31 protein-coding genes and 1 pseudogene are annotated in these 25,330 nt (G+C 55.7%); 4 read left to right on the top strand and 28 right to left on the bottom strand.

Features of this window, described 5'->3' with window-relative positions:
* Positions 1-100 precede the first annotated feature (100 nt).
* Genes H1B31_RS07590 through H1B31_RS11575 form a run of 3 tightly spaced genes read left to right on the top strand, consistent with a single transcriptional unit; the run spans position 101 to position 1,538 of the window.
* On the top strand, positions 101-694 hold the full coding sequence (locus tag H1B31_RS07590) for a type IV toxin-antitoxin system AbiEi family antitoxin domain-containing protein (RefSeq protein WP_185979874.1): 594 nt from the start codon (positions 101-103) through the stop codon (positions 692-694).
* Positions 691-1,383, top strand: a complete 693-nt coding sequence (locus H1B31_RS07585; RefSeq protein WP_226372085.1) for a nucleotidyl transferase AbiEii/AbiGii toxin family protein — start codon at positions 691-693, stop codon at positions 1,381-1,383. The genes H1B31_RS07590 and H1B31_RS07585 overlap by 4 nt, the downstream gene beginning before the upstream one ends.
* A gap of 41 nt (positions 1,384-1,424) precedes the next feature.
* A complete protein-coding gene (locus H1B31_RS11575) occupies positions 1,425-1,538 on the top strand; it encodes a secretion protein HlyD (protein WP_404828689.1) in 114 nt (37 codons plus the stop codon).
* Positions 1,539-1,735: 197 nt separating this feature from the next.
* On the opposite strand, the gene H1B31_RS07580 is transcribed toward H1B31_RS11575, so the two are convergent.
* Together H1B31_RS07580 and H1B31_RS07575 are read right to left on the bottom strand one after the other, a co-directional pair.
* On the bottom strand, positions 1,736-2,017 hold the full coding sequence (locus H1B31_RS07580; protein ID WP_185979873.1) for a DNA polymerase family A protein: 282 nt from the start codon (positions 2,015-2,017) through the stop codon (positions 1,736-1,738).
* A 313-nt stretch (positions 2,018-2,330) separates the two neighbouring features.
* Positions 2,331-3,113 (bottom strand): annotated as a pseudogene (locus H1B31_RS07575) (DDE-type integrase/transposase/recombinase); the annotation flags it as partial.
* A gap of 721 nt (positions 3,114-3,834) precedes the next feature.
* Here H1B31_RS07575 and H1B31_RS07570 point away from each other — a divergent pair.
* Complete coding sequence (locus H1B31_RS07570; RefSeq protein WP_185979872.1) at positions 3,835-4,218, top strand: VOC family protein; 384 nt, start codon at positions 3,835-3,837, stop codon at positions 4,216-4,218.
* A gap of 60 nt (positions 4,219-4,278) precedes the next feature.
* Here H1B31_RS07570 and H1B31_RS07565 read toward each other — a convergent pair whose 3' ends face one another.
* The 26 genes from H1B31_RS07565 to recJ form a co-directional block, all read right to left on the bottom strand.
* Positions 4,279-5,124: a hypothetical protein gene (locus H1B31_RS07565; RefSeq protein WP_185981259.1), complete on the bottom strand. Its 846-nt coding sequence runs from the start codon at positions 5,122-5,124 to the stop codon at positions 4,279-4,281.
* A gap of 213 nt (positions 5,125-5,337) precedes the next feature.
* The gene (tnpA, locus tag H1B31_RS07560) at positions 5,338-5,811 is read right to left on the bottom strand and encodes an IS200/IS605 family transposase (RefSeq protein WP_185979871.1); all 474 of its coding nucleotides are present in this window, start codon (positions 5,809-5,811) and stop codon (positions 5,338-5,340) included.
* A 217-nt stretch (positions 5,812-6,028) separates the two neighbouring features.
* Positions 6,029-6,511 (bottom strand): DUF4367 domain-containing protein, encoded by a 483-nt coding sequence (locus tag H1B31_RS07555; protein WP_185979870.1) that lies wholly within the window; start codon positions 6,509-6,511, stop codon positions 6,029-6,031.
* Between the two features lie 10 nt (positions 6,512-6,521).
* Entirely contained in the window at positions 6,522-8,234 is a 1,713-nt protein-coding gene (recN, locus tag H1B31_RS07550) for a DNA repair protein RecN (protein ID WP_185979869.1), read from the bottom strand.
* Positions 8,235-8,249: 15 nt separating this feature from the next.
* Positions 8,250-8,702, bottom strand: coding sequence for an arginine repressor (gene argR, locus H1B31_RS07545; protein ID WP_185979868.1), 453 nt, complete (start codon positions 8,700-8,702; stop codon positions 8,250-8,252).
* 11 nt (positions 8,703-8,713) lie between these two features.
* Positions 8,714-9,568: an NAD(+)/NADH kinase gene (locus H1B31_RS07540; protein WP_185979867.1), complete on the bottom strand. Its 855-nt coding sequence runs from the start codon at positions 9,566-9,568 to the stop codon at positions 8,714-8,716.
* The gene (locus H1B31_RS07535) at positions 9,565-10,386 is read right to left on the bottom strand and encodes a TlyA family RNA methyltransferase (protein WP_009439685.1); all 822 of its coding nucleotides are present in this window, start codon (positions 10,384-10,386) and stop codon (positions 9,565-9,567) included. Before H1B31_RS07535 ends, H1B31_RS07540 begins: the two co-directional genes overlap by 4 nt.
* Before the next feature lie 8 nt (positions 10,387-10,394).
* The gene (locus tag H1B31_RS07530) at positions 10,395-11,270 is read right to left on the bottom strand and encodes a polyprenyl synthetase family protein (protein WP_009439686.1); all 876 of its coding nucleotides are present in this window, start codon (positions 11,268-11,270) and stop codon (positions 10,395-10,397) included.
* 1 nt (position 11,271) lies between these two features.
* A complete protein-coding gene (gene xseB / locus H1B31_RS07525; protein ID WP_185979866.1) occupies positions 11,272-11,508 on the bottom strand; it encodes an exodeoxyribonuclease VII small subunit in 237 nt (78 codons plus the stop codon).
* Complete coding sequence (gene xseA, locus H1B31_RS07520; RefSeq protein ID WP_185979865.1) at positions 11,498-12,703, bottom strand: exodeoxyribonuclease VII large subunit; 1,206 nt, start codon at positions 12,701-12,703, stop codon at positions 11,498-11,500. Before xseA ends, xseB begins: the two co-directional genes overlap by 11 nt.
* A 77-nt stretch (positions 12,704-12,780) precedes the next feature.
* Entirely contained in the window at positions 12,781-13,191 is a 411-nt protein-coding gene (gene nusB / locus H1B31_RS07515) for a transcription antitermination factor NusB (RefSeq protein WP_185979864.1), read from the bottom strand.
* On the bottom strand, positions 13,188-13,433 hold the full coding sequence (locus H1B31_RS07510; RefSeq protein WP_009439692.1) for a DUF2273 domain-containing protein: 246 nt from the start codon (positions 13,431-13,433) through the stop codon (positions 13,188-13,190). The genes nusB and H1B31_RS07510 overlap by 4 nt, the downstream gene beginning before the upstream one ends.
* A gap of 12 nt (positions 13,434-13,445) precedes the next feature.
* A complete protein-coding gene (gene amaP, locus H1B31_RS07505) occupies positions 13,446-14,021 on the bottom strand; it encodes an alkaline shock response membrane anchor protein AmaP (protein ID WP_009439693.1) in 576 nt (191 codons plus the stop codon).
* A gap of 21 nt (positions 14,022-14,042) precedes the next feature.
* Positions 14,043-14,459: an Asp23/Gls24 family envelope stress response protein gene (locus H1B31_RS07500; protein WP_009439694.1), complete on the bottom strand. Its 417-nt coding sequence runs from the start codon at positions 14,457-14,459 to the stop codon at positions 14,043-14,045.
* Positions 14,460-14,483: 24 nt separating this feature from the next.
* Positions 14,484-15,041 carry an elongation factor P gene (gene efp / locus H1B31_RS07495; protein WP_006691635.1) on the bottom strand — a complete coding sequence of 186 codons (558 nt, stop codon included), beginning with the start codon at positions 15,039-15,041 and terminating at the stop codon, positions 14,484-14,486.
* Positions 15,042-15,090: 49 nt separating this feature from the next.
* Entirely contained in the window at positions 15,091-16,167 is a 1,077-nt protein-coding gene (locus tag H1B31_RS07490; protein ID WP_185979863.1) for a M24 family metallopeptidase, read from the bottom strand.
* On the bottom strand, positions 16,164-16,607 hold the full coding sequence (gene aroQ, locus H1B31_RS07485) for a type II 3-dehydroquinate dehydratase (protein ID WP_185979862.1): 444 nt from the start codon (positions 16,605-16,607) through the stop codon (positions 16,164-16,166). The genes H1B31_RS07490 and aroQ overlap by 4 nt, the downstream gene beginning before the upstream one ends.
* Before the next feature lie 8 nt (positions 16,608-16,615).
* Entirely contained in the window at positions 16,616-16,897 is a 282-nt protein-coding gene (locus H1B31_RS07480; RefSeq protein WP_185979861.1) for an acylphosphatase, read from the bottom strand.
* Complete coding sequence (locus tag H1B31_RS07475) at positions 16,894-18,129, bottom strand: peptidase U32 family protein (protein WP_185979860.1); 1,236 nt, start codon at positions 18,127-18,129, stop codon at positions 16,894-16,896. Before H1B31_RS07475 ends, H1B31_RS07480 begins: the two co-directional genes overlap by 4 nt.
* A gap of 13 nt (positions 18,130-18,142) precedes the next feature.
* Entirely contained in the window at positions 18,143-19,240 is a 1,098-nt protein-coding gene (gene mltG / locus H1B31_RS07470; protein WP_185979859.1) for an endolytic transglycosylase MltG, read from the bottom strand.
* A 77-nt stretch (positions 19,241-19,317) separates the two neighbouring features.
* On the bottom strand, positions 19,318-19,623 hold the full coding sequence (locus H1B31_RS07465) for a DUF1292 domain-containing protein (RefSeq protein WP_009439700.1): 306 nt from the start codon (positions 19,621-19,623) through the stop codon (positions 19,318-19,320).
* 29 nt (positions 19,624-19,652) lie between these two features.
* A complete protein-coding gene (gene ruvX, locus H1B31_RS07460) occupies positions 19,653-20,066 on the bottom strand; it encodes a Holliday junction resolvase RuvX (protein WP_221933454.1) in 414 nt (137 codons plus the stop codon).
* 8 nt (positions 20,067-20,074) lie between these two features.
* Positions 20,075-20,326: an IreB family regulatory phosphoprotein gene (locus tag H1B31_RS07455; protein WP_009439702.1), complete on the bottom strand. Its 252-nt coding sequence runs from the start codon at positions 20,324-20,326 to the stop codon at positions 20,075-20,077.
* 24 nt (positions 20,327-20,350) lie between these two features.
* A complete protein-coding gene (locus tag H1B31_RS07450; protein WP_185979857.1) occupies positions 20,351-21,001 on the bottom strand; it encodes an HAD family hydrolase in 651 nt (216 codons plus the stop codon).
* A 78-nt stretch (positions 21,002-21,079) separates the two neighbouring features.
* Positions 21,080-23,311 (bottom strand): RelA/SpoT family protein, encoded by a 2,232-nt coding sequence (locus H1B31_RS07445; protein WP_185979856.1) that lies wholly within the window; start codon positions 23,309-23,311, stop codon positions 21,080-21,082.
* Complete coding sequence (recJ, locus tag H1B31_RS07440; protein ID WP_185979855.1) at positions 23,311-25,287, bottom strand: single-stranded-DNA-specific exonuclease RecJ; 1,977 nt, start codon at positions 25,285-25,287, stop codon at positions 23,311-23,313. The genes H1B31_RS07445 and recJ overlap by 1 nt, the downstream gene beginning before the upstream one ends.
* Positions 25,288-25,330: the final 43 nt, after the last annotated feature.

Here is a 25,330-nt window from a genome sequence, read left to right as displayed (position 1 = left end):
CAGTCCGAGGTTTTCACATAATGGTAATTCGTATTTTATTGACTTTCTTGCTTGTTTATTTATATAATACAAGCAAGAAAGTTTGTAGGAGGTAATTCACATGACGCAACAAGCTGCTATCATGAACCTCGTCCATAAAAATAACGGTATGCTGACAACAGCCAAAGCGGTATCATCCGGTATTTCCCGCAGTATGTTGGCACATCTCGTCAAACGCGGACATTTACTCCGTCCTGCCCGCGGCGTATACACGCTGCCCGAAATATGGGAGGATGAATTCCTCAATCTGCAAACACGATTCAAACGCGGCGTCTTCTCACACGAAACGGCTCTCTTTCTCTGGAATCTGACGGATCGAACACCGATTGCCTACCATATGACTTTCCCCACAAACTACAATCTGGCAAATCCGCAAAAGGAAGGAATCCGCTGTGCGCAGGTAAAACCTGAGCGATATGAACTTGGCATTACAGAGATAAAATCTCCTGCAGGGAATTCGATACGCTGTTATTCTATGGAGCGTACGCTCTGTGATATCCTGCGACCGCAGCACGCTGCAGATATTCAAGTTGTCTCAGAAGCTTTCAACCACTATACGGACAGCAATCAGAAAAACATTCCCCTGCTCTCAGCGTATGCAGCTCGGCTCGGCGTCGAAAAAAGGATACGGACATATCTGGAGGTACTGCTTTGAATAATGCAATGCAGTTAAAGGCCGCCATCAATAAAATGGCAAAAGAAAAACACATCCCTTCCCAACTCGTGATGCAAAACTATATGTTGGAGCGGCTGCTGGAACGCATCGCCCATTCAAGATATCAAGGAAACTTCATCCTAAAGGGCGGACTGCTGATTGCCTCGATGGTTGGTCTCCATTCCCGTGCCACAATGGATATGGATGCCACCATCCAAAATCACCCCGTGAACGAGAACAGCATAAAGAAAATGTTTGAGGAGATTGTCACTATCCCCATTGATGACGATATAACCTTCAGTTTTCAGGACGTTGGAGAAATCCGAAAGAATGATGCATACGGAGGTTATCGCATATCGCTGACGGCAAACTTCCTCCCTATGAGAGTCCCTCTGAAGCTCGATATTACAACAGGCGACAAGATTACCCCGAAGGCAGTCGAATACAAATATCCCATGATGTTCAATGACGGCACATTGGAAATCTTTGCTTACAACCTTGAGACGATCCTTGCCGAGAAGTTGGAAACTGTATTTTTCCGTGGAGATCAAAATACGCGGCCAAGAGACTTTTACGATATCTTTATCCTGAGCAAGCTGAAGGGCGATCAGATCAGTCGAACCGTTTTGGGTCACGCGGTATCCGAAACTGCACAAAAGCGCAATTCCGGTATGTTAAGGAATCGCTGATAAAATGAAGTCCGTCAGATTGGCGTAGATTTTTTCGTCCGATTGAGGAGGCAAACCGGACGCATAGCAAAAGCTATGTGGAGGATTTGCCGACAAAAAGCGGGCAAAAAAGATGCGCTAAGGTGGCGGTGCTGAATTTATCAGTGCTTCCTTAATACCGCAGTATCAGAGTATTTTGGAGCAGATTATAAGCAGCCCTACAATGCATCGGCACTGGAGAACGTATCAGCGTGATTACGAGTACGCCAGAGAAGTGGAATTCTCTGCCACCTGCGAAACAATCCTCCATCTCATGGATTCAATACAATAAACGATTCAAGCGGCATCTGTCAGTGAGGCAGATGCCGCTATTTCAGTCCTTCCGATAAAATTCGCACTCATACCCATCCGCCTTGAGCGGCAGCCCCTTTGCCCACGGTGGATTCTCAGCCATGATGGAGCATATCTCCTCCACCGATGAAACGCCGTATGGGACTTCGAGTACAATTTCGTCATGGCCATGCATGACAATATGAAAGCCCTTGTCCCGCAAGCTTTTCATTGCACAGACGAGCAGATCGCGTGCCGTCGCCTGTATGATATTCTCGACCAGTTTTCCGCCGAACGTCTCTATCCTCTCCCATTTCTTCGTCATACCGAGACCTTCATAGGTGACGGCTTCTCCACCGAATCTGTTTGCTCCGATGCGCGGCTTTACATACGAAAGCTCTCTTCCGCTTGGTAACCGTATAAACAGGATGTCGCTCTCATATGCACAGCAGATGCCATGTGTTTTAGTTTCAACACGCCGTTTCACACAGGTCTTGACGGCACGATCCACATCCCACCATAATTGCGTAGTTCCGCATTCTCACCGTGCTTTTCGACAGTGCAATGGAACATGCGAGATGCCGTTTCGCAGTAGATGTTGTGGTCAAGGGTTTTTGTAACACGAGTGTCCAATAAACTTATGTCGAATACCTCGCTTCGAATGGCGTACGATAGCCGTTATAAGAATGCGGTCGTACATGATTGTATGTGGTATAATCAAAATGCTCCACTGCGCGATAGAGAGATTCCTCATCTCGATACGCATGAAGAAAAATTTCTTCGTTCTTCAGCGTATTGAAATAGCGCTCCATAGGTGCGTTATCATACGGGCATCCAGCCTTGCTCATGCTTTGCGTCAGATCGTGTTTCTCGCAAAAGTCGGTGAACGCCTTCGATGTGTACGGGCTGCCCTGATCGCTATGAAGAATCAGACCGTTGCTTCTCTTTCGTTGACTGCTGAGTGCTTTGCCAAGCGTTCGGATTGCTAAATCGCTCGTCATACTTCTTATGCTCTATGCCGCCTTGATATCTCGGAGCTTTTTGCCGCACAATAGAGCGCAATCCCAGTTCTGTGTTCATGTACTTATGAACTGTCAGAGCAGAAAGCTCGATGCCTTTGCGTGCGCATCCTGCGGTACCCGTCAACGCCATTGGTTTCATGGTATAGGGCTTGAATTTGACGCAGGATGTTCTGTTTTCGGGCATCTTCTTTTGCCCGTCTGTGCTTTCGGTAGTTGTAGTAAGCATTCGGATAGATTCCCAAATGCCGCAGTAACCACCGGACGCCGAACAGATTCCGATGTTCATCGATGAATCGATATGCCTCTCGTCGATTCCCTTTGCGAAGAATGCCGCTGCTTTTTTAGGAAAAGGTTTTCTTTGCGTGCATCTGCGAGTTCTTCGCGCAAGCGACGATTCTCCTTCATAAGCTCCAGATCGTTCTGGGCAGCCAGGTTCTTTGAGGCGGTTTGCTGGCATTCTTCGCTGAATTCTTTGCACCATTTGCTGATGCTGGCTTTTGAGACTCCATACTCTGCTGTCAAGCTTCGATATGAAGCCGGACGATCTGTTGCTTGAACTCTGGTTCATAGTGTTGTTGTGACAAGAATCGAATCCCCTTTCATTCGGTGTTTCTCGTTAGACATTCCTGTTACAACTTTAGTTTACCACAACAAACTCGTCATGCATGCACATCTCATACAAGATCTGTGCCTTCCACCGCCCCTGCGCATGAGCAGCAGCGGCGTCACAGGACATTTCTCATGATCTGTTACGATGCCCTCCTTGAGACGTATGAGATATTCCTCGTACGTCATATACGCCTTTTGCCGAACCTGCCATCCTTCCCTTCTCCTTTGCCGCACAGATGGAAATCCAACATGATAAAACACTTGCTGTATTACAGTTATTGTAGTATGTTTACAGTGTATATCAAGTACGCAGTTATTTGCAACTTAGTATGATAAATGATACCATATAGATATGGAACCAGCTTTCTGATCGGAACAAACTGTATTTCGGATGTTGTTTTTCCAAAGATTTACACTTCCTAAAATTTTCGAGACGAACAGAAATACGACTAAGGCACAGAGAATAGTTCACTTCATGAGATTATGAAGTCGATCTATGGAGGGTTCTGCGATGAAGCTTGAGCATATTGCAATGTATGTGAATGATTTGGAGGCCGCCAAGGATTTCTTCGTAAAATATCTGAACGGCAAGGCTAACAATGGCTACCACAACAAGAACACGGGTTTCCGATCTTATTTCATATCTTTTGATGATGGAGCGAGATTGGAAATTATGAAAAAGCCAGAAATGGCAGATGACAAGAAGGTTCTCGCCAGAACAGGATTTATTCATGTGGCTTTTAGCGTTGGCAGCAAAGAAGCGGTTGATTCCCTTACCGCTCGTATGAAAGCCGACGGCTACGAAGTCATCAGCGGACCTCGTACTACGGGAGATGGATATTACGAGAGCTGCATAATTGGTATTGAAGGAAATCAAATTGAGATAACTGTGTAAGACAAAAGCGAGAGCCGCCATCAGCTCTCGCTTTTTGTGTATGTTCATCATCCAAAAAATTTATGATACGAAGAAAGCGCCTTCCTGCTCACAACGCTTTCGCGATGCCCCCATATGGGGCATTTCCCGCACAAAGAACGCCAAAATCTCTCTCTTTTCATATATCTCGATCTGCCATAAAATATGAACACCTTCCGAGAAGCATGCGGCAATTGCTTCCGCTTTTTCCATAACCTCAAACATAGAGAGATCTTTCGCCCCTCTACAGATCAGCTGTACGCCCTGTACCGATCGATCTACGGCAGGCATTTCCTCCCAAAGCAGAGATTTTCCCGAAATATATCGAATATCTCCTTTTGTCGATGCAAGAAGAGGCAGAACATCATCTAAGTTTGTACCAACTACTTGAGAACTGCTGGGCGCCCATACGCCAGAGCCGCAAACATAAGCCTTCGCCGTAGCAGCATCCGCAAAGCAAAAGACAGCCGGTCTGATACCGTCACCATCTTCCTCTTGCTGTGCAGTGACCCCCTCTGCACACGCGGCAAAGTCCTCCTCAGAACCTGTACGATAGATGCAGATTACATCCTGCTGCTGCAATATCTCAAGTGGAATGCCCGCCGCCTGCACATCCGAAATCAGCATGGTATTCCGCCATGCTACCTCTTCCGCGGAGGTGGATATCTCATTCTCCTCTTCCAATTCCGGATAAAATTGCCGCACAGGCATATTGCACAGAGGCTCACACTCCTCTACCTGGGAATAGTATTGCGCCAATGCTGCAAACACACTCTCATCTGCACAGGCAAGTCTCACGCCATACTCCATCGAATCATTTTCTACATCTTGGAACATCTCATCAAACATCTCGTCAAACATTTTTCTTCCTCTTTTCATTAGTTCCATATCCCAGACAAAAAAATTATAACATAGATTTTCGTACACTGCTTAATTTATCCGCGCAGTAAAAAATAAATAAAATCAAAACCACCAGTTGAACTGGTGGTTTGAACAGGCCCTATAAGGGCCAAATGCTTGTGGTAGCACCTTAAAAGGTGCATCGAATGGGTTCTGACAACCACACTATTGTCACGGGCAGCCCCCTACTCGGGGGCATTTTTATTTGCCTTTTTCACTCCTGCTACCCGTAAACGGGTCAACAAACTCCTTTAAGCTTAGTTGATCTGCCATAATATCCTCCTGTAACTGATTCTTGATATAATTCTTGATTACATTTTCATATTTCCCAACAGTATCGACATAATATCCGCGACACCAAAAATGTCGATTCCCGTATTTGTACTTCAGGTTCGCGTGTCGGTCAAACACCATCAAGCTACTTTTACTTTTCAAGTAGCCCATAAACCCAGAGACACTCATATGCGGCGGTATGGTCACCAGCATATGGATATGGTCTGGGCAACACTCTGCCTCCAAGATTTCTACACCTTTGCGTTCACAAAGATCTCGTAGGATCTTTCCGATGTCGACCTTAATTTGGTTGTAAATTACTTGCCGTCGATATTTCGGGGCAAACACGATATGATATTTACATCTCCATTTACTATGTGATAAACTTTTTACGTCATTCATTGACAAGCGCCTCCTATGCTATTCTTCATTTGTGGTTGTCAGGCCACTTCTAGTTTAGCATAGGAGGCGCATCCCTTTTCTATAAGAATTTCTTCTCTACCCCCAGTTGAACTGGGGGATTTATCATGCCTATTCGGCGACCATACAATGCCCCCAAGATCGGATCTCATAGATCCGATCTTGGGGGCATACGCATATCAAAATTTAGGATGCAGTGTTAGTTCCACGCGATCGTGCTGACGATTGCCTGTACGGCTTCGATGGAAACGGGTTCTTCAAACGAAATGGAGAAGGTGTAGCCGCCGCGTGACCAGAGGGCGAGGCTGACGAGTTTTTCCGTGCCCTTGACGCGGATGTACTGTCGTCCAACCTGCACGACCTGATTCACTTCGTAGATGTTATTGTCGCCGCTGATGTCCGCGTCGCCCTTCGCCATGCGGAAGAGGATTTCCTTGCCCGCGTCGTTGCGGTAGAAGATCTCGGCAAGGCTCTTGTCGATGACGATGATCTCCTTCTGCACGTAGCCGACGGGCAGAATGGTCGGCGTGTAGACGGGAAGTCCCACAACCGCCCACGCATCGCGCACGCTCGTGTACTCGACGAGCGGTGAGGGCATTGCCTGTGCACTGCTGCCGCCCATGAGGAGGGCAGACACGATAGCACCCGCCATCAAAATGTGTTTCATTCCATATTTTTTCATCAGATACCTCTCATTTCTTCGCTTTCTTCTGAAAGACCTGTTTCTTCTGCTGTGCACCCGCAAGCATTTCGCGCGCATTTGCAAGCGCCGCCTCCGTGACATCATCGCCCGACGCCATGCGTGCGATCTCGCGCACGCGCTCATCGGCGGAGAGAGCCTCCACCTGTGTCACAGTACTCTCCCCTTTGACAGATTTCGCGATGTAGAGATGCGTGTCCGCCATACACGCGATCTGCGGCAGATGCGTGATACAGAGCACCTGCTTGTAATGTGCGACGAAGGCGATGCGTTCGGCGACCATCTGAGCGGTGCGCCCGCCGATGCCCGTGTCGATCTCGTCGAAAACCATGCTCGTCCCGCCCGTGTCGCGTGCGGCGACGATGGACTTGATGGCGAGCGCAATGCGTGAGAGCTCGCCGCCCGAGGCAATCTTCTCGATGGGCTTTTCCGCTTCGCCCACATTCGCCGAAAATAGCATATCGAGGCTGTCCGCGCCGCGACTCGTGTATTTCTCCTCGGGCGTGACGACGATACGGAACCGTGCCTTCGGCATCCCCAGCCCCTGCAGTTCGCGTTCGATGTCCGCAGAGAGCACTGTGCCGACCGCCTGCCGACGTGCGGTCAGCGACTTTGCCGTTTCCTCGAGACGCTCGTGGAATGCGGCAATGTCCTTGTCGAGCTGCACCATGTCGGTATCATAGTTGTCGATGCACTCGAGCTCGCTGCGGACGGAGGTGAGGCGTTCGAGTACAGCGACAATGCTGCCGCCGTACTTCTTTTTGAGGCGGTCGATCACGTCCATGCGCGTCTGTATTCGGTCGAGGCGCGCGGGATCGGCATCGATCGCGTCCAGATAGTCGCGCACCTCGTAGGACGCCTCCTGCAGGGAGATGTATGCCTCCTCGATCATCGTCTGCGCATTCGAGAGCCCGTCATCATAGCGCGCAATCTCATCGAGCGCGCCGGTAATGCGTGAGAGTGCCGAGAGCACGGAGATGCCCTCCTCTCCGTCCTCACTAAGCAGATTCGATGCCTCACCGGCGTTCTCAACGAGGCGCTCCGAATGGGAGAGGCGGCGAATCTCCGCCTCGAGTTCCTCATCCTCACCCTCGTTCAATTCCGCTTCCGCAATCTCCTTTTCCTGCCAGCGCAGGAGATCCAGACGCTCGCCGATGTTCTCGATCTCCTCCGCACGCTCCGCGCGCAGGCGTGTCTTTTCCTTCCAGCCCGCATAGACCTCGGCGTATGCCGCGAGCAGTCTTTGCAGCTCCTCATCTCCGCCCTCGAGGAGACTCCGCTGCGCATCCTCACGCAGGAGCGCAAGGTTCTCGTTCTGTCCGTGGATGTCCACGAGATGCGGGGCAAGCTTCTTGAGAAAGGTCAACGTAACGTGGCTGCCGTTGACGAGGATGGAGCCCTTGCCCGTGCGCGCAACCTTGCGGAGGATGATGAGTTCGTCCTCGTATTCGATCTCCTGCTCTGCGAGGAGCGCCGCGAGTGCCGCATCCCCCTCACACGAGAATACTGCCTCGACGCGCAGGGCGTCGCAACCGCTTCGGATGGCGTCAGAGGAGATGCGCTGTCCGAGTATCGCACCGAGTGCGTCGATCAGAATGGATTTGCCCGCGCCGGTCTCACCCGTGAGGATGTTCAGCCCCGTGCCGAACTCGACGGCAACCTCCTCAAGCAATGCAAAATTCCATACGCGCAGACTTTGCAGCATAGCGTCTCCCTCCTCTCAGCGTATCATCTCGCGAATGCGTTCGACGATCGTCTCTGCCGCCTCTCGCGGCTTGACAAGCACAAAGATGCTGTCGTCACCCGCAACTGTACCGATGATCTCCGTCCAGTCCGAGGCATCGAGTGCCGCCCCGACCGTTGACGCCGCCCCTGGGATGGTCTTGACAACGACGATGTTTTCACTGAAATCCGAAAAGATCACGTTGTCCTTGAAGAGGCGCTTCATCCGCCCCTCGGAGAAGCGCACGTTCTCGTGCGGAGACACGGCATAGCGATAGCGCCCACCCTCCGCAGGCACCTTGATGAGGAAAAGCTCCTTGATATCGCGTGAGATGGTCGCCTGCGTGACGCGCATATGACGCGCACGCAACGCCTCGGCGAGCGCTTCCTGTGTCTCGATGATTTCCTCTCCGATGATTTTCTTGATGAGGTCGTGGCGTCGACTTTTCATTCCACTCTCTCCTAGCAGTTTCTCCAAAGTTTCGTACGCAGGATCTGATAGTAGTCCTTGTCCTCGAATTTGATGATGCCCGCGCGCACATCCGAGCATTTGACGGTGACGGTGTCGTCTGGATGGATCGGCGTCGTCTCCTGTCCGTCGAGAGTGACGATGATGCTCTGCCGCGTATCGATGAGGTGGATATGCACGGCATCTTCCTCGCGTATGATGAGCGGGCGGATGTTCAGCGTATGCGGGCAGATCGGCGTGAGGACGATCCCCTTCACCATTGGGTTCATGATAGGCCCGCCCGCCGAGAGCGAGTACGCCGTAGAGCCCGTTGGCGTGGCAACAATGAAGCCGTCCGCCTTGCACTCGACGAGAGGCGTATCGTTGACCTGCAGTGCGAGCGAGATGATGCGCGCCACATCGCCCTTCATGACGACGATGTCGTTGATTGCATGCCCGAGGAAATGCTCCGTACCATCCGGCTTCGTGACATAGCCCGCGAGAAACGGGCGCCACTCGACGTGGTAATCCCCCGCACAGAGTTTTTCAAGGCGCTGCTCAAGCTCATTCTGCTCGATGTCCGCCATAAAGCCGAGCGTCCCCATGTTGATACCGCAGACGGGCACGGGGTTTGCTGCATATCTACGGCAGATGCCAAGGAGAGTCCCGTCGCCGCCGAGGCTGAGCGCAAAGTCGGCGGGCAGGGTCTCAATCCCGTCCACGCCGCAATCCTCCATGCCAAACTCCGCCGCACGCACGCGTGGCAACATGATCCTTGCACCGCGCGCAGCCAGAAAATCACGAATGCGCCGCAGAACTGCGCCCGTCTCGGGCTTGATCAGATTCGGAAAAACCGCAACGGTCATCAATGCTCATTACCTCGTCCATCCAGCCTGCGATGTGCCTCTGACACGATCTCGCGCACAAACACATCATCCATTTCCACATCCTCCCCCTGCGTTTTCAGATATAGGAGGTATTCGATGTTCCCCTTTGGTCCTTTCACGGGCGAATACGTCAACCCCGCAGTCCGAAAGTCCTGTGCACGTGCGACAGCAAGCACCTGCCGAATGACATCCTCATGCACGGCGGGATCGCGCACAACGCCGTTCTTGCCCACGCGCTCCTTGCCCGCCTCGAACTGCGGCTTGATGAGCGCAATGACCTCGCCGCCCTCTGCGAGCAGCGCCCGCACAACAGGCAGCACCTTGTCCAGAGAGATGAACGCCACGTCAATCGAGGCAAAGCCCAGCGTCTCCCCCAACGTCTCGAGCGTGACATTGCGGATGTTCGTGCGTTCCATATTGACAACCCGCACGTCTGTCCGCAGCTTCCAGTCGAGCTGCCCGTAGCCGACGTCGATCGCATAGACCTTTGCCGCACCGTTTTGCAGCATACAGTCCGTGAATCCGCCCGTCGATGCACCGATATCCGCCGCCGTTTTTCCATCGAGCACAGCGCCGAAGACCTCCATCCCCTTTGCGAGTTTCAGTCCGCCGCGGCTGACATAGGGCAGATCCTCCCCCACGACACGCAGCTTCACATCGATCGCAACCGTTGTGCCCGCCTTGTCGATGCGCTGCTCGTCCACGAGCACCTGCCCCGCCATGATGAGTCGCTTTGCGCGCTCCCGACTCGGCGCAAATCCCTGCTCCACGAGCAGGACATCCAACCGCTCTTTTTTCAAAATATCCCCTACTGCTTCCGATTGACAAGATATGCGACAAGCTCGCGCAGGAAATCAGCCTCCGCGCCGAATACGGCGAGTGCATCAGTCGCCTCCTCCACCGTGCGGCGCGCAAGCTCCTGCGCCTCGGCGAGTGAGGTCAGCGTCACATAGGTCGACTTGTGATTCTTCTCATCACTGCCGACGGGCTTGCCGATGTCCTCCGCCGTCCCGATCACATCGAGAATGTCGTCCGTGATCTGGAATGCGAGCCCGAAGTGGTCGGCGTATGCCGTGAGCGCCGCAAGCTGCTTCTCCGTCGCGCCCGCGAGGATCGCCCCGCTGCGCAGTGCCGCGTGAAAGAGTGCGCCCGTCTTTCCCATATGCATGCGGCGCAGCTCATCCATCGTGATTCGCACGCCCTCGGCTCTGAGATCCAATACCTGCCCGCCGACCATGCCCTCAGCACCCGCCGCACGGCTAATCTCATCCACCACGCGCAAGAGCGCCTCGGCGGGCACATTCTTCTGCCGCAGGATTACCGAGAATGCCAGCGTGAGAAGAGCATCACCCGCAAGGATGGCAATGCCGTCCCCATATACCATATGATTCGTCTTCTTCCCGCGACGATAGTCGTCATCGTCCATCGCGGGCAGATCGTCATGAATGAGCGAATAGGTATGAATCATCTCGAGCGCGGCTGCAACGGGCAGGAACTTCGTCCCGTCCGCACCCACGGCATCCGCCGCAGCCATCAGGAGGATTGGCCGCAGGCGCTTGCCGCCCGCCATGAGGCTGTATGACATCGACTCCCGCAGGATCGGATCCAGAATGTCTGTCTTCGCCAGCTCCGCCTCCAACGCACGCTCGACAAGCGCCTGACGCGCTTTCCAAAGTTCCTTCATCTCAGCCTCCGATCTCCAGCTTCTCTTCGGAGACGCCGTCCGCCGTCTCCTTCACGAGAAGATCCATCGTCTCCTCGGCGCGTTTGAGGGACTTCATGCAAAAGTCGGACAGCTTGATCCCCTCCGAATACTTCGCCATGAGATCGGCAAGCGGCAGCTCCCCCGTCTCAATCTCCGCGACAATCTGCTCCAATGCGCCGATTGCATCCTCGAACGCCATTTCTTTCTTACGCGCCATGCTGCTTCTCCTTTGCCTCAACGATGGCAGAGATCTTCCCGTCTGCAAATGTAATCTTCAAATGATCTCCCACGGATAAATCCTTCGCGCGGCTCACCGCTTTCCCGTCCTTCTCAACGGTGCTGAATCCGCGATAGAGAATTTGGACGGGGTTCAGCAGTTCCAGACGCTTCAGCAGGAGTTCCAGGCGATGCCTTGCACTCGTGCGCGCATCCTTTGCCGCACGGTGCAGCCGCTCCGTCGCACGGTCTGTGCGCTGTGCCGCACCGGCAAGCAGGAGTGTCGGATTCCTGCACCACGGACGCTCCGTCAGTGCACTCAGACGACTTCGCTGCTGCTCCACCGCCCGTCTGCGCCCCGCATGGAGACGTGCAAGGAGACCTGCCGCATACTGGTTCAGCTCGCCAGCATCGGGGACGGCGAACTCCGCTGCCTGTGACGGCGTTGCCGCACGGCGGTCGCTGACGAAATCCGCAAGCGTTGTATCCGTTTCATGCCCGACGGCAGAGATCACGGGGATTCGTGACGCGTAGATTGCGCGCACAACCGGCTCCTCGTTGAACGCCCACAGATCCTCTGCCGAACCGCCGCCACGCCCGACAATGAGCACGTCCACAGGATATTTCTCGTTGAAAAAGCGAATCGCCGCTGCAATCTGCTCCGCTGCCTCCGTGCCCTGCACGAGCACGGGATGCAGGATCAGCTGCACATTTGGCCAGCGGCTCTTTGCAACCTTGTGAATGTCGCGCAGAACGGCCCCCGCAGACGATGTGACAATGCCGATTCGCTTCGGAAAACGCGGCAACGGCTTCTTATGCACCTCGTCGAACAGTCCCTCGGCATACAGCTTCTCCTTGAGCTGCTCGAAGGCAAGCGCAAGGGCGCCCGCACCCTCGGGCGTCAGCGAGTTCACGTAGAGCTGATACACACCGTCGCGCTCGTAGACGGACACAGAGCCGCCCGCAATGACCTGCATCCCGTTCTCCGGTGTAAAGCGCAGGTTGCGTGCGTAGCCGTTGAACATGACGCATTTCATGCTCGCGCCTGCGTCCTTCAGCGTAAAATAGCAGTGCCCCGAGGGATAGCGTTTGAAATTGGAAACCTCACCACGTATGAGGATATCCGAGAGGATTGCCTCCCCCTCGAACATTCCCTTGATGTAGTGTGTGACATCGCTGACAGAGTGAACAGTCATAAGACACCTTCGATTTTGATAAAAAAAGAACCATTGCACGACATACTCGCGCAACGGATTCTTTCTTGATTCATTTCTCAAAGAGATTTTTGCATTGCAGCAAGGATCCCGTTTACATAGCGGCGTGCATCGTCCGAGCCGTATTTTTTTGCCAGTTCGACCGCCTCGTTGATGGCAACGGGCGGATCGATGCGTTCGTCCTGATAGCGCATCTCATAGTACGCCATGCGGATGAGATTGCGGTCAACAGCCGCCATGCGGTGGAGCTTCCACTCCTTTGCCAGACGTGCGATCTCCGCATCAATCTCCTCAAGATGTGCATGTGTCCCCTGCACAAGCGCGTGGGCATAGGGCAGATCTTTCTCCGTGATCCCCTCGACCTCATCAAGCGCAAGCTCACTTGCACCGTCCGCAGGTACACCATTCGCGCCGAACTCCAGCTGAAAGAGCGTCAGAAGCGCGGCTTCGCGCGCGTGTCTTCGGCTCATGACATCCTCCGAAACAGCCGATTGAGTGCTGACGTGTCAAACATCTCCGACCAGCCGCCCTCGCGCTCTGTCCGCACCCCGATATACATACCGATGCCTGCGCAGAGAATGACGAACAGAGTGCTCCAAAAGCCAAAGATCAGGACGGATATGCCGAACAATGCACCAAGCAGCAGCCCTGCCGACCGCCCGCGATGACTCTGCCACTGGTCTTGCAGGAAGAGCAGTATATTTTCTTTCATCCCGTTCCCCCACTAAGACACCGAGCGCTTCGAGGCTCCGGCATTTGTGATCTCCGTGACGCGGAGTGCCACGGGCACATCCGCAATACCGAGTACATCGTGGAGCTCCTGCCGCACCTTTTCGGTCAGCTCCTCGGAGACGGCATTCAGACTCGTCTGATCGGCGAGCGTAATCTTCAGCTCCACCTGCATCGGTGTCCCTGCGCTGTCCTTGGGCGCGTCATGTACCGAGATCACGGCTGTCGCCGTCCGAACCCCCTGCATGGAGAGCGCTACACGCTCGACGATGCCGCGCACGGCGGGCAGAGCCACCTGAACAGCCCCCGCCCTCGTATCGACAACCATGAACTCACCATGCGTCCGCGCAGAATGCGAGGTTCTGGAAAAGACCGCAAAGAACAGCTTGAGGCTGACGAGGAAGAATACGCCGCACACCGCGAGGAGTTCCTGACGCGACAGTGCATAGCGCAGTTCATTCAGCCATATGCTCTCCGGCACGATGCGCAGAGCCACGGCAACGACGGCAACGGACAGCGCCATCGTAACGAGGGCATAGGGCAGGAGCAGGAGACGATTTAAAATTCCCATTGCTTAGCCCCTCAGATGCATTCAGCGTACACGCGCTTCCTCAGGTTTCGGTTCCTCCTCGGGGAAGCCGACGCCCTGCACATGCACATTGACCTCGATCACGGAGAGCCCCGTCATCGTCTCGATTGCACGCTTGACATTCTCCTGCGCGGCGAGTGCGACCTCAGGGATACGGATGCCGTATTTCACGATGATATAGAGATCGACGGCGGCTTCCTTCTCGCCCACCTCGACCTTGACACCCTTGGAGAAATTCTTGCGTCCAAGAATCTCTGCGATTCCGCCAGCAATGCCGCCGCTCATGCCTGCAACGCCCTCGACCTCCGTTGTGGCAAGACCTGCGATGATGCTGACGACCTCATCCGCAACGCGGATCGTGCCAAGCCCATTTTCCTTCTTGACTGCGTTCTTCTCGTTGTCCATTTCCAAATCCTCCATTCGCAAGGAATATCTCAGCCGTATTTATGCGCGCTCGATGTAGTTGCCCGTGCGCGTATCGATACGGAGCACATCGCCCTCATTGATGAAGAGCGGCACGCGCACCTCGTAGCCCGTCTCGACCTTTGCCATCTTCGTTGCGCCCGTTGCCGTGTTGCCCTTGACACTCGGCTCGCATTCGACGACCTTGAGGCTCACGGAGTTCGGCAGCTGAATACCGATGATGCGCCCCTTGAACTGCTGCATCGCGACCTCCATGTTCTCCATGAGGTAGTTCAGCGCGTCGCCGAGCTGCTCACGTGAGAGCTCGGACTGCTCGTAGGTCTCCGTGTTCATGAACGTGTAGACGCCGTCCGCCTCGTAGAGGAACTGCATCGTGTGCGTCTCAAGATGTGCTGCGGGCATCTTTTCGTTCGGGTTGAACGTACGCTCAACCACAGCGCCGGTCTCGACGTTCTTGATCTTCGTACGGACGAACGCGGCACCCTTTCCCGGCTTCACGTGCTGGAAATCGACAATCTGCCAGACGCCCCCATCGTATTCAATGGTGAGGCCGGTGCGGAAATCGGTGCTGTTAATCATATTATTCGTTCCTCCATACAATACATATTCTCTGCATATTATAGCGGTTTTACTGGCAGATTTCAATAAATTCTTTTGGCGCATGCGTCAGCGGCTCCGCCCCATCCCGAGTGATAAGTACGGTGTCCTCGATACGGATGCCGCCCCAGCCGGGGATGTAGACGCCCGGCTCGTCCGTGACGAGCATATTCTCCTGCAGGACGGTCGTCCCCGCCTTCGAGAGGCGCGGCTCCTCGTGGATCTCAAGGCCAAGGCTGTGTCCGAGTCCATGCCCGAAGTATTGGTTCAGCTCCTTCTCTGCAAGTGACTCGCGTGCAATGCGGTCGACCTCGACGCCCGTCACTCCGGGACGAAGCGCCGCAAGCGCCCGCTTCTGCGCCGTGAGCACGGCGTCATAGAGCTCGCGCGGCCGTGCGTCCGCGCGCCCGACGCAGACCGTTCGCGTAATGTCCGAGTGATACCCCCCGCACACCGCGCCGAAGTCCATCGTCACGAGTTCGCCGCGCACAATGACCTTGTCGCTCGCCGTTCCGTGCGGCAGACTCCCGCGCACACCCGATGCGATGATCGTCTGAAAGGCGGGGCGCTCCGAGCCCGCACGCCGCATGAAATGCTCCAGCTCCGCCGCAACCTCCATCTCCGTCATGCCTGGCTGAATGTACGAGAGGATATGCGCAAAGCCCTCGTCCGCAATCCTACACGCGCGGCGGATGAGCCCAATCTCGTCCGCATCCTTCACCTGCCGCAGCGGATCGAGATTCAGGGCGGTATCGCAGGAGACCTCCCCGAGCAGCTCGCGCAGCTTGACGACCGTATCGTAGACGAGCGCATTGCCCTCGAAGCCGAGCGAGACGACGCCCGCATCTGTCGCAAGCTCTGCGACTTTGCGATACAGCCCGTCCCTCTGCTCCACAATCTCATAGTCGGGCGCCTCTGCCGCTGCCTGCTCCGTATAGCGACTGTCTGTCACGAGAATGAGGCGCTCGGGCGTCACGAGAAGCGCCGTGCTATCCCCGCGAAAGCCACTGAAATAGTGGACATTCCCCTCCTTCGTAATCAAGGCGGCGTCCACGACCTGCTCCGTGAGCAGCGCGCGCAGACGTGCAATCCGATCCTCTATGTTCATTTTGCTCCCCCCATGCGGCAAATAATCGCCTCGAGCGCCGCCATATAGCTCTCTGCACCGAGCCCCGCGATCTGCCCGAGCACGACGGGTGCAATGACCGACGTATGCCGAAACGCCTCGCGCTGATGGATGTTCGAGAGATGCACCTCGATGACGGGCACCCCCACCGCCGCAATCGCATCGCGGATTGCAATGCTGTAGTGCGTGAACGCGGCGGCGTTAAGGATGATGTAGTCCGCTGTGCCGCGCGCCGCCTGAATCGCATCCACGAGCACGCCCTCGTGATTCGACTGCAAGAACTCGATGTCGAGTCCCGCCTCCTCGGCGCGGCAACGCAGACGCTCGTTGATGTCTGCGAGCGTCAGAGAACCGTAGATCTCCGGCTCGCGCGTGCCGAGCAGATTGAGATTCGGGCCGTTCAGTACCAGTATCTTTCCCATGTGCACTCCTAGTATTTGATCGAAAAGTCGCGCTCGCCGTCCACAGGCTCGCGCTCCTCGATGTCCAGACGCTCCACACGGATGAAATAGTTGCCTGTGCGCATTGCCGCAAATGCCGCCTCGACAGCAGATGCTTTGCCTTGCAGCTCCATTGTCACCGTACCGTCGGACATATTCATCACCCATCCTGTGATGTCGTTCATCACCGCCTGCTGGCGGACGAACATACGGAACCCAACCCCCTGCACGCGCCCTGCGGCGCACGCATAGCGGCGAATCACATCGCTCATCGCACTTCCTCCTTTTTCGGAACATCGCGGCGCAGAATGCTATTTCCCTCGACCGCCTGCATCATCCGTATGCGGACAATCTGCTGCGGATGCGGCGCCGCCGTGATCGACTGTCCGTCCGCACCCCACATCTCCGCGAGTTCCTGCCGAAAGGATGCGCCATGCGGCTGAAAGATCTCGATCTCCTGCCCCAGCTTCATATTGTTGCGCTGCTCGACTGTAGCCAGCCCACTCTCTGCATCGTAGGCGCGCACCAGCCCCACGAAGTCCGTGGTCTGCTCATAGGAGGACGAACCGTAGATCTGATCTACCTCCGTCGTCTTGCCAAAGAAAAATCCCGTCGTATAGGCACGATGCGAGACCTTACCGAGTTCTTCGATCCACTCTTCCCGCACTTCATAGGGTGTACCCGCACACGCAGCATCAAGCGCCATGCGGTATGCCTTGACCACACTCGCAACATAGTGGACGCTCTTCATGCGCCCCTCGATCTTGAGGCTGTCGATGCCCGATGCAACGACCTCGTCCAGATACGGCAGGAGGCAGAGATCCTTCGAGTTCATGATGTAGGTGCCGCGCTCATCCTCTGCAATGGGATAGTACTCCCCGGGACGCGACGCCTCCACGAGCGCATACTGCCAGCGGCAGGACTGTGCGCATCCGCCGCGGTTCGCATCGCGCCCCGTGAAATAACTGCTAAGAAGGCATCGCCCCGAATAGGAGATGCACATCGCACCATGCACGAAGAGCTCCAGCTCCACATCCGTCTGCCGTCGAATCTCCCGGATCTCCTCGCGCGATAGCTCACGTGCAAGCACGACACGCTCTGCGCCGAGTTCCTGCCACGCGCGCACCGTGCGCCAGTTCACATTGTTCGCCTGCGTGCTGATGTGTACGGGCAGCGTAGGAGCGACCTCACGCGCGCACATAAAGACGCCCAAATCGGCGACAAGCACGGCGTCCACCTCCGCCTCCGCAAGAAAGCGCAGATAGTCCGGCAGCGCGACGAGATCGTCATTGTGCGGGAATACATTGACCGTCACATAGACTTTTCGCCCCATACCGTGTGCCAGCTGCACTGCAGCCCGTATCTCATCGTTCGTGAAATTTCCGCCAAACGCGCGCAGCCCGAACTGCGTGCCGCCGAGATATGCCGCATCTGCGCCGTAGGCGAGCGCCATCTGCAGCTTCTCCATCGTCCCTGCGGGCGCAAGCAGCTCAGGTTTTTTCATGCATCAGCCTCCGTCAGCGCACCTGATCGACCAGTGTAAGATGATCCTCATAACTCGTTGCATAGTAGTTGTTCCCGTTCCGATCGGCAACAAAGTACAGATAGTCCGTGTCCGCAGGATGCAGCACAGCGTTCAGCGATGCCGTCCCGGGGCTTGCAATCGGCCCCGGCGGCAGCCCGACATTCTGATAGGTGTTATACGGCGAGTCGATCTCCGTATCCTTATACAGCAGATCCTCCTTCGGCTCGTTCAGCAGATACTGTACCGTCGGATCTGCCTGCAGCGGCATACCGATCCGCAGACGCTTCAGGAAAATCTGTGCAATGATCGGGCGATCCTCCTCATGATACGCCTCCTTCTCCACGAGTGAGGCGAGCGTCACGAGCTCATAGATTGAGAGATTCATCTCCTTCGCGCGGTCGCGCATATCCTTTGTCAGGCGGCGGTCGAAATTCACCGCCATCATCTCCATAATACGCGCTGCGTCGAATTCCCCGTTGATCTCATACGTATCGGGGAAGAGGAAGCCCTCTACCGCATAGCGCACATCCTCATGCTTTTCGACATAGGGATAGGGGCGGTAGTTCTTCGCACGCGCCATAAAGTCATCCGCATTGACCAGCCCATCGTCGGCAAGCCGCTCGGCGATCTCGCGCACACTAAAGCCCTCGGGAATCACAAAGCGGAGCACCACCGTATTGCCATAGACCAGTGTCTCAAGCGCATCGCGCGGCTCCATGCCTGTATGCATGGCAAACGTGCCACTCTTGACCTTGTTCTCGAAGCCGTTCAGCTTCGCTGTCCACCAGAACTTTCGCTCGCTGTCGATGATCCCACGTTCATGCAGCTCCTTGCCGATCTCGCTCACACTCATACCCGGACGCACTGTGAAATAGATCGGCGTCCCGCGCTCTCCTGTATGCGAAGGTGAGCCTGACAGTGGAATGATAACGAACGCAACAATCAGAATGAACAGGACTGCCAGCGCCGGAATCCCGAATACAATCTTCTTCTGCATCGGCGTCCCCTTCCCTCGATAGACCGCATCCAGCGCTTTGCGCAAGCCATCGTTGTTCAAGAAGTCCAATACTCCCCGCAATGACTCCTTCAACCGAATCCTCCCTCTCTATATCCAAATTCCCTAAGAAAAAGCTGTCATCTTCCCGTGATGACAGCCTCCTTCTTTCTTTATTCTTCCTCTTCTTCCAGCATCTCCTCATAGGCACGGCGCACGGCATCGAACTCCTCATCCGTCGGATCGGTGTAGATATCCTCGCCGTCGTCGTCCGTGACGATCTTCGCAATCGTCGCCTCGTCCCCCTCCTCAGCATTCTCAAGCTCCTCCTCAGAGGTTGCCGTGAGCGCAATCAGAACGGCAAAACGATCCTCACCGATCGGGATAATCATCTCCTCACGGTAGTAACGCTCATCGCCGTCCTCATTCGTCATGACAACGATGACATCCTCATCGTGAAGCTCTTCATGTTCTGCCATTTTCGTTCTCCTTTATCTCTAAAGTATTCTTATTTCAAATGCTGCTGCCGATCCAAAAATCCCTGCAATATGTAGACCGCCGCCATCTTGTCGATGACCTTGCGACGCTTCTTGCGGGAGACATCGCCCTCGATGAGTGCACGCGAAGCAGCAACCGTCGAGAGGCGCTCGTCCCAGTAATGGATCTCAAGCGTCGGAAAGAGCTGCGCAGCATCCGCCATAAAGGCGCGTACGATTTCGCAGCGTTCGCCTTCGTCTCCGTTCATATGCTTCGGCAGACCTGCGACGAATGCCGCCACTTCATACTCCTGCACGAGCGCATTGAGACGATCAAGATCGGCGGAAAGCTCCGTGCGGCGGATTGTCTCAACACCCTGCGCCGTGAGTCCGAGCAGGTCGCTGACGGCAATCCCGATGGTTGCATCGCCGATGTCGAGCGACATATAGCGCTTCACTTCTCGTGCTCCAGATAGAAGCGCACGAGTTCGTCGAGCAGATCGTCGCGCTCGAGGCTGCGAATTTTGCTCCGCGCGTCCTTGTGACTCGTCACATACGCAGGATCGCCCGAGAGCAGGTAACCGACCAACTGATTGATGGGATTGTAGCCCTTCTCCCGCATCGCGGCGGCCGCCTCCCGTATGACAACATCCGCCTTCGGCTTATCCTCACCGAAGGAGAACATCATTGTTTTTTGTTCATCCATTTGAATCACCTCACTGAGGAAGATCTATAATGCACCCTGTTTGACTGCCGCGAGAGCCGCCGAAAGAGACGGATAAATCCCCGTGCAGATCGCACGCATCTCATCTGTCGGCGGCAGCGTGTCGGGGATCATCACGGGTGCACAGCTAGCTGCAGCAGCGCCGCGCAGCCCATTGTAGCCGTCCTCGAACACATAGCAGTCTGCAGGTGAAACACCGATGCGCTCCGCCGAGAGCAAAAAGATATCCGGCGCAGGCTTTCCGTTCACGACGAGATCGCCGCCAACCACCGCATCGAAATAATCACGCAGCCCACTCTTTATCAGATTCGCTTCAATCTGCTCCACCGTCGAACTGCTCGCCGTTGCAATGCGTACACCATGCTCGTGAAAGTATTGGAGGATTTCACGCGCGCCCTCCATCACAGGCAGATTCTTCGCCGCCTCATCGTGAACATACTGAACTACACGGTGAATGTATGCTTCAGCATCCACTGTTGGATGATATTTGTGCACCATGCGCACAGTCAGTTCTCCGCTCGTTCCGGAACATGCATCGGCTAGCTCTGGCTTGCGATCCACACCAAACTCATCAGCAATGATCGCCCATCCCTTTCGATACACAGTTTCTGTATCAAAGAGCAATCCATCCATATCGAAGATCGCGCCCTTTTTCATGAATACCCCCACAGATGCAAATTGGCATAAATTACAGACTGATATTACCACAAAATGTATAAAAAAACAATCTGACCGTCATGCCTCGCCGCCCGGAATCCCCGCGCTGCCGAGCGTGCGCGTGACGCGGTAGACGTCCTTGAGCAGGCGGACGCGTGTCATGACCTGTGTGATCTGATCGATGTTGCTGACGTTTAGCCCAAGCAGGACGGTCGAGGTCTTGTTGCGGCGGTTCGGCGTCGCGTTGACCGTGTGGATATTGACCTTCATCTCGGCGGGCACGGCGAGGATCTCCGAGAGCATGCCGTTGCGATCGTTGCAGATGATCTCGATGCCGACGGTGTACTCCTTGTCGAGGCCGATGTCCCAGCTCACCTCGATCACGCGCGTGAACTCGGTATCGTTGAGCACGTTCGGACAGTCGGAGCGATGCACGGAGACGCCGCGTCCACGCGTGATGTAGCCTGTGATGGGATCGCCCGGAATCGGGTTGCAGCAGCGTGCGAGGCGCACGAGATAGCCGCCCTCGCCCTCGACGAGGACACCGTGACTCGCCTTCTTGCGCTTGCCCCTGCGCGGTGCCTTGAGCTCGGAGAGCATCTGCGAGACCTCGGGCGGCGTGCTGTCCTTGATGGACTGCTGGTGCAGCTCGATGAGCTTCGTCATAACGCCGCGCAGGGTCACGCCGCCGTAGCCGAGCGCGGCGAGGAGATCGCCCTCGCTCTGCACGTTGAGCTTCTCCGCGACCTTGCCGAGCCGTCCGCCCGCAATCAGCTCCTTCGGCGCATAGCCGAGTCGCTTTGCCTCGTCGCGGATGAGGTTCATGCCGCGCTCGACATTCTCCTCGCGGTTCTCCTTCTTGAACCACGCGCGAATCTTGCTGCGCGTCGCAGATGAAGCGACCGTATTCAGCCAGTCTGGGCTAGGCCCGTTGCTCGCCTTATTTGTGACAATCGACACGATGTCGCCGTTCTTGAGCTTGTACTCGAGCGGCACGATCTTCCCGTTGACCTTCGCGCCGACGCAGTGATGCCCGATCTCCGTGTGAATGTGATAGGCGAAGTCGATCGGGTTCGAGCCCTTCGGCAGGTCTATGACATCACCGCGCGGCGTAAAGACAAAGACCTCGTCGGAGAACACGTCGAGCTTCAGCGCCTCGAAGAACTCCTTCGGATCGTCGTATTCCTTTTGCAGGCTCACCATCTGGCGCAGCCACGACATCTTCTGATCGTTCTCATCGGTTGCGCCGATGCTCCGCCCTGCCTCCTTGTATTTCCAATGCGCGGCCACGCCGAACTCGGAGACCTGGTGCATCGCCTTCGTTCGGATCTGGATTTCGAGCGGATAGCCGTGCGTCATGACGGTTGTATGCAGGGACTGGTAGCCGTTCGACTTCGGCATTGCGATGTAGTCCTTGAACCGCCCGGGGATGGGCTTCCACATCGCGTGGATGACGCCGAGCACGCCGTAGCAGTCCTTGACGGAGGAGACGAGGACGCGCACCGCCGAGAGGTCGTAGATCTCGTTGACGCTCTTGTTGTCGCGCTTCATCTTGCGGTAGATGCTGTAAAAATGCTTCGCGCGCCCCTTGATCTCCGCTTTGATTCCCGCCGCCTCGAGCTTTTCGCGAATCTGCTCGATGGATTCGCGAATGAATTCCTGCCGCTCCTTTCGCTTGTGCTTAACTTCCTCCACAAGGGCATAGTACGCCTCCGGCTCGAGATAGCGCAGACAGAGATCCTCGAGTTCCACCTTGATATTGGAAATGCCGAGACGATTTGCGAGCGGTGCATAGACCTCGAGCGTCTCCTTGGCAATGCGGTGACGTTTGTCCTCGCGCATGTATTTGAGCGTGCGCATATTATGCAGGCGGTCGGCAAGTTTGATCATGATGACGCGGATGTCCTTTGCCATTGCAAGGAACATCTTGCGGTAGTTCTCGAGCTGGACGTCCTCCTTTGACATATACTCGATGCGCCCGAGCTTTGTCACGCCGTCAATGAGCGCCATGATGTTCTTGCCGAACTCCGCTTCCATCTCCTCGAGCGTCGCGCAGGTGTCCTCCACCACGTCATGCAGGAGCGCGGCGCAGATCGTCTCGTCGTCGAGGTGAAGCCCTGTGAGGATGTAAGCAACATTGAGCGGATGGATAATGTAGGCGTCGCCCGAGATACGCACCTGCCCGCTGTGCGCCTGTTCCGCATAGGCATACGCCTTTCGGATCTTATCGAGATCGGCATCCGCCTGATAGGAGCGCACCTTGTCCAAGATCATATCGAGAGTGACCGCCCTCTGCGCATCATCTGACATTATATGTCACCCTTTCTTTCTGCGTGTCGACGGAAGGTCGGCGCATCCATGAGTTCGAGCTTTCCTTGCGGCGGGATGAGCCGCCAACCATCTTCCTCCTGCGTGAGCATCCCGAGCTCACGAAAGATACAGAGCGCACAGTCCATCGTATAATGCGAGATATGCCCCATCCTGCGTGAAAAATACTGGGTGAGTGCGACTGCGCCATATGGGATGCTCCCATCCGCATCCGTGCACCTCTTGAGAAATGCGTAGATGGTCTTCAGCAACGTGCGATCCGGGAAGACGCGCTCCTGCACTGCGGGCATGATGGAGTCCACCATGCACTGCACCGAGCGCATGCCTTGCCACTCGTTGATGCTCGGTGTATAGGCGAGGTCTCCCGCCTCCTCGGTCACGAGCTCCGCAAGTTCGCCGTAGTTCCAGTAAAGCGCCGCGACGCGTTTGTCCCGCGTACCGACCTCCATGCGCAGATGCTTTCCCTCCGCTCCGATGGCAGCCGCCGTACGTGGGCGAAGATCCCGCACGCCGAAAATCGGGCGTGGGTTGCCCATCCCGTACGGTTCGAGCAGGGCGATCTCCTCCACCATCGGGAGCGTCCAATCCGCAGGAGCGACCAGCGCCTCAATAAGGATTTTCGGCGTGTAGTCCTCAATCTTCAACTGCGTATTTACATAATTCGCGAATGCACGGCGAAAGTCCTCCACGCGATTACATTCAAGCGTCAATCCTGCCGCCATCGCATGACCACCAAATTGGATGAGCGTGTCACGGCATGCAGCGAGCGCATCGTACATATGAAGACCTGCTATGCTGCGGCACGAGCCCTTGTATACATCGCCCTGCCGCGTCAGCACAATGCTCGGGCGGTAGTATTTCTCGACCAGACGCGAGGCAACAATGCCGATCACGCCCGCATTCCAGTCCTCACCGGCGGCCACAATAGCAGGCACATCGGGTGTAAAGCCCCCGAGCATTGACTCCGCTTCCGTTAGGATATCCTGCTCGAGATCACGGCGCTCCGTATTCAGCGCGTTCAGCTCTGCCGCAATGCGATCCGCCTCGTGTACATCCTCCGCAGAGAGCAGTTCCACACCGCGCCGCGCCGTTTCGATACGCCCCGCCGCATTCAAACGCGGCGCAAGCTGGAAGCCGACGATCCCCGTATTGATTGCCTTGCCCTCACAGCCCGAGACGCGGATAAGCGCTGCAATACCGAGACATGGACACTCCGTCATGCACGCAAGCCCCAGTTGGACGATCTTGCGGTTCTCTCCGACGAGCGGCACGAGATCGGCGACTGTTCCGAGCGCAGCAATATCCAGATCATCGGCATAGAGGCGCTCTTCCTCGATCTGCCACAGCGCCTGCACGAGTTTGAATGCGACGCCGACGCCCGCAAGATCCTTGTCCGGGTAGGGACAGTCCGCGCGGTGCGGGTTGATGACAGCATAGGCGGGCGGCAGGACACTGCCCGGCAGATGGTGGTCGGTGATGATGATGTCCATCGCCCCATCCATCTGCGCCACAATATCCACCGATGAGATGCCGCAGTCCACCGTGACGAGCAGGCCGCAGCCATCCGCCGCAATCTGACGGAGCGCTGCTCCGTTGAGCCCATACCCCTCCGTAAAACGATTCGGAATATAGTAGGAGACCATGCCGCCGAGCGCACGAATATTTTTCATGAGCAGTGTGGTCGAGGTCATCCCGTCCACATCATAGTCGCCGTAGACGACAATCTGCTCACCCGCATGAATCGCCTGTATGATACGGCGTGCGGCACGCTCCATATCCATCATGAGAAACGGGTCGTGGAACGGCTCGTCCTCCGGATGGAGGAAAGCCCGCGCCTCCTCTGCCGACTGCAAACCGCGATTCCACAGGATCTGCCCGATGATGGGCGCCGTCCCAAGTTCCCTTGCAAGCGCCGCGCCCTCCGCCGTCTCTGCACGTACAATCCACTCTTTGAGCATAATCTCCCCTCCTCTCTTCCTACAACAGCAAAAGAGCCCGTCC

Source organism: Selenomonas timonae, from assembly GCF_014250475.1.
GTDB classification, from domain to species: Bacteria; Bacillota; Negativicutes; order Selenomonadales; family Selenomonadaceae; genus Centipeda; species Centipeda timonae.
The sequence above is the reverse complement of the archived record's forward strand: the minus strand, read 5'-3'. Positions and strand labels throughout refer to the sequence as shown.

Bases quoted from the DNA above. Each gene is read 5' to 3' on its own strand.
- ruvX (WP_221933454.1), bottom strand. From the start codon at position 20,066: ATGTCGCTCGACATCGGCGATGCAACCATCGGGATTGCCGTCAGCGAC.
- H1B31_RS07480 (WP_185979861.1), bottom strand. From the start codon at position 16,897: ATGAGCGATGTGATTCGCCGCTATGCGTGCGCCGCAGGGCGCGTGCAG.
- aroQ (WP_185979862.1), bottom strand. From the start codon at position 16,607: ATGGGAAAGATACTGGTACTGAACGGCCCGAATCTCAATCTGCTCGGC.
- H1B31_RS07510 (WP_009439692.1), bottom strand. From the start codon at position 13,433: ATGAAAGAAAATATACTGCTCTTCCTGCAAGACCAGTGGCAGAGTCAT.
- nusB (WP_185979864.1), bottom strand. From the start codon at position 13,191: ATGAGCCGAAGACACGCGCGCGAAGCCGCGCTTCTGACGCTCTTTCAG.
- H1B31_RS07565 (WP_185981259.1), bottom strand. From the start codon at position 5,124: ATGGAACTAATGAAAAGAGGAAGAAAAATGTTTGACGAGATGTTTGAT.
- xseB (WP_185979866.1), bottom strand. From the start codon at position 11,508: ATGGCGCGTAAGAAAGAAATGGCGTTCGAGGATGCAATCGGCGCATTG.
- amaP (WP_009439693.1), bottom strand. From the start codon at position 14,021: ATGGGAATTTTAAATCGTCTCCTGCTCCTGCCCTATGCCCTCGTTACG.
- H1B31_RS07490 (WP_185979863.1), bottom strand. From the start codon at position 16,167: ATGAACATAGAGGATCGGATTGCACGTCTGCGCGCGCTGCTCACGGAG.
- H1B31_RS07445 (WP_185979856.1), bottom strand. From the start codon at position 23,311: ATGTCAGATGATGCGCAGAGGGCGGTCACTCTCGATATGATCTTGGAC.
- H1B31_RS07455 (WP_009439702.1), bottom strand. From the start codon at position 20,326: ATGGATGAACAAAAAACAATGATGTTCTCCTTCGGTGAGGATAAGCCG.
- recN (WP_185979869.1), bottom strand. From the start codon at position 8,234: ATGCTGCAAAGTCTGCGCGTATGGAATTTTGCATTGCTTGAGGAGGTT.
- H1B31_RS07450 (WP_185979857.1), bottom strand. From the start codon at position 21,001: ATGAAAAAGGGCGCGATCTTCGATATGGATGGATTGCTCTTTGATACA.
- argR (WP_185979868.1), bottom strand. From the start codon at position 8,702: ATGAAAAGTCGACGCCACGACCTCATCAAGAAAATCATCGGAGAGGAA.
- tnpA (WP_185979871.1), bottom strand. From the start codon at position 5,811: ATGAATGACGTAAAAAGTTTATCACATAGTAAATGGAGATGTAAATAT.
- H1B31_RS07475 (WP_185979860.1), bottom strand. From the start codon at position 18,129: ATGAAAAAACCTGAGCTGCTTGCGCCCGCAGGGACGATGGAGAAGCTG.
- efp (WP_006691635.1), bottom strand. From the start codon at position 15,041: ATGATTAACAGCACCGATTTCCGCACCGGCCTCACCATTGAATACGAT.
- H1B31_RS07570 (WP_185979872.1), top strand. From the start codon at position 3,835: ATGAAGCTTGAGCATATTGCAATGTATGTGAATGATTTGGAGGCCGCC.
- H1B31_RS07580 (WP_185979873.1), bottom strand. From the start codon at position 2,017: ATGACGAAGAAATGGGAGAGGATAGAGACGTTCGGCGGAAAACTGGTC.
- H1B31_RS07500 (WP_009439694.1), bottom strand. From the start codon at position 14,459: ATGGAGGATTTGGAAATGGACAACGAGAAGAACGCAGTCAAGAAGGAA.
- H1B31_RS07590 (WP_185979874.1), top strand. From the start codon at position 101: ATGACGCAACAAGCTGCTATCATGAACCTCGTCCATAAAAATAACGGT.
- H1B31_RS07555 (WP_185979870.1), bottom strand. From the start codon at position 6,511: ATGAAAAAATATGGAATGAAACACATTTTGATGGCGGGTGCTATCGTG.
- xseA (WP_185979865.1), bottom strand. From the start codon at position 12,703: ATGACTGTTCACTCTGTCAGCGATGTCACACACTACATCAAGGGAATG.
- H1B31_RS07530 (WP_009439686.1), bottom strand. From the start codon at position 11,270: ATGAAGGAACTTTGGAAAGCGCGTCAGGCGCTTGTCGAGCGTGCGTTG.
- recJ (WP_185979855.1), bottom strand. From the start codon at position 25,287: ATGCTCAAAGAGTGGATTGTACGTGCAGAGACGGCGGAGGGCGCGGCG.
- H1B31_RS07465 (WP_009439700.1), bottom strand. From the start codon at position 19,623: ATGGCAGAACATGAAGAGCTTCACGATGAGGATGTCATCGTTGTCATG.